General features: G+C 39.1%; 6 protein-coding genes and 1 pseudogene. 4 read left to right on the top strand and 3 right to left on the bottom strand.

The features are described 5' to 3' along the window. Together IM462_RS20400 and IM462_RS20395 are read left to right on the top strand one after the other, a co-directional pair. A partial coding sequence (locus IM462_RS20400) for a hypothetical protein (RefSeq protein ID WP_287715545.1) occupies positions 1-188 on the top strand: 188 nt, incomplete at its 5' end. Positions 189-670: 482 nt separating this feature from the next. Next, positions 671-2581, top strand: coding sequence for an Hpt domain-containing protein (locus IM462_RS20395; RefSeq protein ID WP_287715542.1), 1911 nt, complete (start codon positions 671-673; stop codon positions 2579-2581). 11 nt (positions 2582-2592) lie between these two features. On the opposite strand, the gene IM462_RS20390 is transcribed toward IM462_RS20395, so the two are convergent. Genes IM462_RS20390 through clpS form a run of 3 tightly spaced genes read right to left on the bottom strand, consistent with a single transcriptional unit; the run spans position 2593 to position 5273 of the window. After that, positions 2593-4110: an ammonium transporter gene (locus IM462_RS20390; RefSeq protein WP_287700771.1), complete on the bottom strand. Its 1518-nt coding sequence runs from the start codon at positions 4108-4110 to the stop codon at positions 2593-2595. Between the two features lie 52 nt (positions 4111-4162). Further along, on the bottom strand, positions 4163-4993 hold the full coding sequence (locus IM462_RS20385; protein ID WP_287700773.1) for a CPBP family intramembrane glutamic endopeptidase: 831 nt from the start codon (positions 4991-4993) through the stop codon (positions 4163-4165). Beyond that, complete coding sequence (gene clpS / locus IM462_RS20380; RefSeq protein ID WP_002738526.1) at positions 4986-5273, bottom strand: ATP-dependent Clp protease adapter ClpS; 288 nt, start codon at positions 5271-5273, stop codon at positions 4986-4988. The genes IM462_RS20385 and clpS overlap by 8 nt, the downstream gene beginning before the upstream one ends. 200 nt (positions 5274-5473) lie before the next feature. Between clpS and IM462_RS20375 the strand changes: the two genes are divergently transcribed. Both IM462_RS20375 and IM462_RS21325 read left to right on the top strand, forming a co-directional pair. Beyond that, on the top strand, positions 5474-5887 hold the full coding sequence (locus IM462_RS20375) for a hypothetical protein (RefSeq protein WP_287700775.1): 414 nt from the start codon (positions 5474-5476) through the stop codon (positions 5885-5887). A gap of 301 nt (positions 5888-6188) precedes the next feature. Beyond that, a pseudogene (locus IM462_RS21325) lies at positions 6189-6330 on the top strand (DUF4351 domain-containing protein); the annotation flags it as partial.

The following is a 6330-nucleotide window of genomic DNA, read 5'->3' as shown; positions in this document are numbered from 1 at the left end:
TTTGTCTTATGCGACGTACAGGATTATTAAGAAATGAAACTCTTATAGAGAAAGACATTTGGCGATTTTTGTCAATTGTTTTCGATCTAGAGCGAACTAATCAATTAAATCTATTGCCAGATAAGGATTTAGTCGATTTATGCCACCCAATCGAACCATACCAAGTAACGACGAACCGGCTAGAATAATATATAGCGTTTGCTGAATAAATCTAAAAACCTTGTTGGATAAGACTTTTGGACTTTTTTACCCTCAAAAAGTGCCAGCCCTTGGGGTGATCGGGTAGGGCTGTTTCATTCTTTCAAATGTCATTCTCTCAAATCCTTACCTAGCAACGTTTGTAGTCGATTTCTCGGAAATACATATCTGAAAATTTTTCAAAACGTCGTGCTTTGTAGGTTGATTCATGAATCAACCTACTATGAGAGCAAAAACCTGTACTCCCCTGCTCCCTAGCTTACCTCATAAGCCATTAAAGGTAGCAAAAAAAAGAATTAGATTCGGAGAATGAATCAGCCCTACCCCGAACCCTGGAGCGCATTAATTTTTCCATGAGATGCTCACAGGCAGTTGTTGATGTATTTATAATGATTTAAGAGTCACTGATATATTTAATGAAAAACTAGGCCAATCCAGGACTAGATAGCATCGTGATAAGGGGGATAATACCTTGGACTCCACTAACGATCAGAAAATTCTCGGCTATTTCATCGAAGAAGCAAAAGAACACCTAGAAACTTTGGAACACGGGATTTTAGACTTAGGCAATCTCGTGAACAACCATGAACAGATGAACGAGATGTTTCGTGCCGCCCATTCCGTCAAGGCAGGGGCGGCCATGTTAGGCTATAGCAGTATCCAAAAAACTGCTCACCGTCTTGAGGATGCTTTCACAATATTGAAAGAAAATCCCCTGGAAGTGGATCAAAAATTAGAGTCTTTGTTCCTCAAAAGTTATGATCTGCTTCAGATATTGATTGATAAGCTGCAGGATCCCTTCGGTTTACAGGCCGAGGAAGCTGACGCTATCGTTAAAAACGGTGAACCGACTTTTGCTGAATTACAGGCCCATCTTAACTATCTTCTGGGCCAAGTAAAATCCACCCCTGCTATTGCGGCAACATCTTCTATCTCCATCAGCGCCAGAGATAGCCTCAAACAGATGTTACAACTGTTCAAACAGGAAGAAACCAGCGCTTCCCGTCAGCAATTACAAGAATTAATTTTATCTCTGTCTCAATTGGCTTCAGAACAGCAACAATGGCAATATTTAGTTAAAAATGCCCAATCGGCACTAGCTAACCCTAAACATTCCTATCGTACTCTCGCCCCGGTTATTATTAGGGAATTAAAACAAGCTAGTGATTTATTAGAATGGGGTCGCGGGGAAGAAATCACCGTCAGTCAAGAATTGCAATTATTAGCCTCCACCAAATTACCACAAATCCTGATTAACCCGGAAGCGGAATTGGTAGCTAGTACCACGGAACTTCTTTCTGATCAAGATTTAGAAGAAGCTTTAACTTGGAGTGAAAATCAAGATATTAATGAGTCAGAAAAGCCTTCTTTAGAGTTAAGTCAAATCCCAACCGAGCGAAAAGCACAGATAGCAGGTCAAAGGGAAGCATATCAACTAGCTGAAGAAAAATTAACGCCCGAATTTGAGGAAACCCAACGAGCAACTTTAATTGAGGAAACTCTTGCTTGGACCGGTGATAACTTGCAGTTAACCGAAATAGTTATTCGTTTGCTAATCGACAATAAAAATGAGTTGCGGAAAGGAGAAGAAAAACCAGTAATTGAACAATTAATTCAGAAGAATATTGTAGAAAATTGGTTACAAAATAAAGCGGCAGCCCATCTCCAGAAAATACAAAACAGTCTCTTAACTCCTGATGCAAATGTTAGGTCAAGATTAGAGACCTATCAAGATATTTTGCAGGGTAGAGTATTTGCTGATAACAAACCCGAAAAATTGGCACTTCAGCAAGCAGCATTAGTGATTAAAAATGATGATTATCTAGAAGTGACCAATCGAATTTATCAAGAGGTATTTAATGTTCAATGGGTTAGACAGGAATTAGAAAAATTAGTTGATGTGGAGAATTCTCCTGCTGATTTAACTAAAGTGTTATCTTTCTTGGCAATATTAGGCTTTCTTGGATTTGCTTTCTTGTCATTAAAGACTCCTGAAAAGAATTCTGATGTTATGGTGACACCCTCACCTAGTATTCCAGAAATTTGTACTAAACGAGATTTTAATATTAGCTTAAACAGGACTATTCAACAACTGCAAGACTTGAAAAGTAAACAAGGTAATCGGCTTTCTGAAAAGTGTGCGACTCAATTAAATGAGTTAATGTTAATTCAGCAAGCAATAGGATTAGCTGCCAATAATTTTGTGGCTAATGTGCCGGATAGAGAAGGTGGTTTTGAAATTTTGTGCCAAATCCCCGCAACTTCTGATAACTTTAAAGAAGCTCAATTTTGGGCAAAACGTTGGCACAATGACAAAGCCTGGAAACTGGATATCGAGCGAGCTTTGCCAGATAATCCAGATTGCCAAAAACTTATCGAATAAACATTAATTTTTTAATCACTAAATACCCCATCACTACCCTTTAATTCATCGGATAATGATACCCGGATTCCTTCCCTTCCCCGTGACCAAAATAGGGAGAATAGGTCAGAAACATTGAAGGATTGACTCCTGACAACAGGAGAGAAGTTAACCGGTGAGTTCTTTTGACGTAAAACAATTACTTGCATATAGTAGAGGAGATTGCCAATCATTAGCCAGAGAATTAAACTAAAAATAAACGTAAATGCCATAACTATAACCCATCCAAAAAATTGAAAAGCAACTTGAGATATGCGACTATTCTGTGTTAATCCAAGGGCAAATTCTCCCGCATCTTTGGTACTAAAGAAACCCACCGCCATTGTTCCCCAAAAACCACAAAAAAGATGTACTGAAATTGCTCCCACTGGATCATCAATTACTTTAGTTTTAACTAAAAATTCTTCTCCTAATAAGACGATAATGCCACTAATGCCACCGATGATAATAGCTGATTTGATATTAACATAACCTGATGATGCCGTAATCCCCACTAATCCCCCCAAAATGCCATTAATAATTATGGATAAACTGACTTTGCGACCAATTAAAGGATTAAAAATTAATGCCAAAAATCCCCCAGTGGCAGCGGCAATCATCGTGGTAGTAATTGTCATGGGGACATCATTCAAATTTACTGCCGAACCACCATTAAAACCAAACCATCCTAACCAAAGAATGAAACAACCAAGAGTTGCAAATCCTAACTGATGGGGAGCAAAATTTCCTCTTTCTTTTTCTTCATAACTATCGGTTTTACGATTATAACCAAAACGTCCATCTCTCGGTTTTAGTAACCAAGCACCCACTAATCCGGCCATTCCTCCCACCGAATGCACCACCGTTGAACCGGCAAAATCTCGAAACTTAAATAAGTTATATAACCATCCTTCCGATGACCAAATCCAATGTCCTGTAATAGAATAAGAAAAAGCGACTAAAAAGAAACTAAATAGCAAAAATGCCCAAAATTTAACCCTTTCTGCCACTGCTCCCGATACAATGGTCGCCGCAGTTCCCGCAAAAGTTAATTGAAAGAAAAATAAAGTGGCAATTGAACGACCTGGCCAGAATTTTTGGAATTGACTGTATTCATTATTAGGGGTTAGAATTTCCAAGAAAAATCCTGTACCACCAGAGAAACTATTTCCTAGTGCTGATGTATTGCCAAACATTAAACCGAAACCAAACATCCAATAAGCTAAGGCAGAAACACAGAAGACAATTAGGTTTTTAGCTAAGACATTAGTGGCGTTATTAGTACGACAAAAACCCGTTTCTAGCAGGGCAAAACCCGCATTCATAAAGAATACTAAAGAGCCGGCTGTTAACATCCAAATATTAGCAACTAAATCCAGAGTAGAATTATTTAAATCCTGTGCTGTGACTTTGCCTACACCGATCAACAGCATGAAGATAACAGAGAAACAAAAAGATAGGATATTACGCAAACGCGGGCGATATTCTAGAAAAGATAATAATCGATTCATCGGCTATAACTCTCATGGGCAATTTCCCCTTTATAGTAATTGATTTAATCCCCTATCGTTCACTCAAAACTGCTTTTTTTCTGATCCAGATAGCGAGAATTGTCAGGAAAAGTAAACCCATCACTCCCGCTAAAGGATTTTTATCGATTCCAGTTAACCAATCGGGAACAGTACCAGTGTATTTAATTAACTGACCCACATTTAATATATAGTATGCCCAGATTAAACCCGCGTGCAGACCGATACTTTTACCCAAACTACCACCACAGGCGCGTTTTGCCCAACCGAGAACCAATCCTAGCAAGACTAAGGCAGGAAATTGGGGAAAAGTGCGGATAATTTCGGCTAAAGGTTTAATAAAGTGAGCAAGAGCGAAAATTAAGGCACTAATCACTAGAGCGATAGCGGGACGATAATCCTTTTCTAATTCTCCCAGTAACCAGCCCCGAAATAGCAATTCTTCGGCAAAACCCACCGCTAAAGCGACTAAAAACCCCTCCAAGATGATTTTGCTGATTGGGGGATTCGCAGGTAAGAAATTTAACCAACCTAGGAACGCTTGGGACAGAAAAAGCGAGAAAGTGAAAAATAAACCGATCGCTAACCCATTAATTAACTCGATCAGCGTTTTTCTTCGCCAAATCAAACCATAATCGGCTAATCCCTCATCGCCATAAATTGTCCGTCCCCACCAATGGGATAACCCCAAAAATTCCAGATAGAGAACAGAAAGGGTCAAAATTGAGGCCAGATTAGCATTAGTGGCAAAAAAGTGATAGAGGGGAAGTGCGATCGGCAACCAGAGAAAAAGTAAGAGCAAAATAAAAATTCCCAGTCGCAGGGGGACTGGGTAAGTGGCAATTACCCGTAATCTTTTATTCATCGGGTTCGATGCTGCTGGTTAAACCTTTATTTTTCAAGGTTTCACAGTAAAATTCCGCGTGTTCTTGAATGCAGGTAATCACCAAGGCCGTACCATTAGTGTGCGCTTCCATCATGATATCAACTGCTTGGGGTTGCGTCATACCGGCGATCGTTTGCATTAAACTCTGAACCACATACTCCATCGAGTTAAAGTCGTCATTGTGGAGTAAAACGCGATAACGCGGTGCTGGTTTACGGATTGTCGCTGTGGAACGCTTTTCGATGACTTCTGTGGACACCGTGTCTCTCCTTTGAATCTATATCACAAATAAAGGTCAATTACTTAATGATCATAATCAAAATTTCCAGATTGAGCTAGGCTTTTTCTGTGATCCGTGAGGGGGTTGGGTGTTGGGGAGTGGGGGACAGCCAAAGGAATGACATTTCTAGATGGATAGATCATAATTAAATTAACCCTGTAATTTAACCTTATTTCTCTATGTCTGCTGGCGAATTACAAAATCTCGATAAAAATATTCAACGCTTAAAAAAACAATTAGCGGGAAAGCGAAACACTTTAGTCACAATCGCACCAGAAGAAAAAGTTAGGATCGAGCAGCAGCTCGAAGATTTACGCCAACAAATTCGGGATTTTGAACGGGAAAAATGGGATTTAGTCGCCAGCGAGAGTCAAGAAGCATCTTTTCCTGATGCCGAGGTGATGGTAGCAGAAATTGTCACAGAATTGACGGCAATTACCACAGAACCAACCGATCAACTTGCTTCTGTACAAATCTTAGAATCATTAAACCAAATTCTGGCTAAACTCAATCAACCAGAGCGATCAGCAGCAGCCAAATTAAAAGCGGCCATATCTACTATACCCCCTTTTGTTTCCCTTTTGGGGCGATAAGCTGACTAATTTAACAGCAAATGTCAATATTTATCTTTATCTAAGCAGATTTTAGAAAGTTTTTTTGTCGATGTTAATGTTAATTATCAGTAGTCGGAGATAAAATCTTAAGAAATGTCAATTATCACTATTCTTAACGACCCTCAATAAATTAGAATCAGATCATAAATGCGATCGCTTGCTCAATTCTCGATGATTAATCTGGAGGCTAAAATCAGCAACTGAGGCAATTAACCTTTTTCAAGCTACCGAGTTTAGGTGGTAGTCACTGATAACTGATAACTGGTAACTGATAAGTGAAATGACTCGCTTTATTTGGGATAAATTTAGCAAAGATTTCCTAGAAACCCTTCTTTCTCCCTACGGTACAGTAGTTGTCAGCAAAGAAGTCACCTCAGAAATTAAAGAAATTGATGTGTATTTTAGTCCTAATATCTCTGAAA

This window comes from Microcystis sp. M144S2, assembly GCF_020246065.1.
In the GTDB taxonomy this organism is placed as follows: domain Bacteria; phylum Cyanobacteriota; class Cyanobacteriia; order Cyanobacteriales; family Microcystaceae; genus Microcystis; species Microcystis ichthyoblabe_A.
Note: the sequence above shows the minus strand (reverse complement) of the source record. Positions and strands in the feature narration are given on the sequence as shown.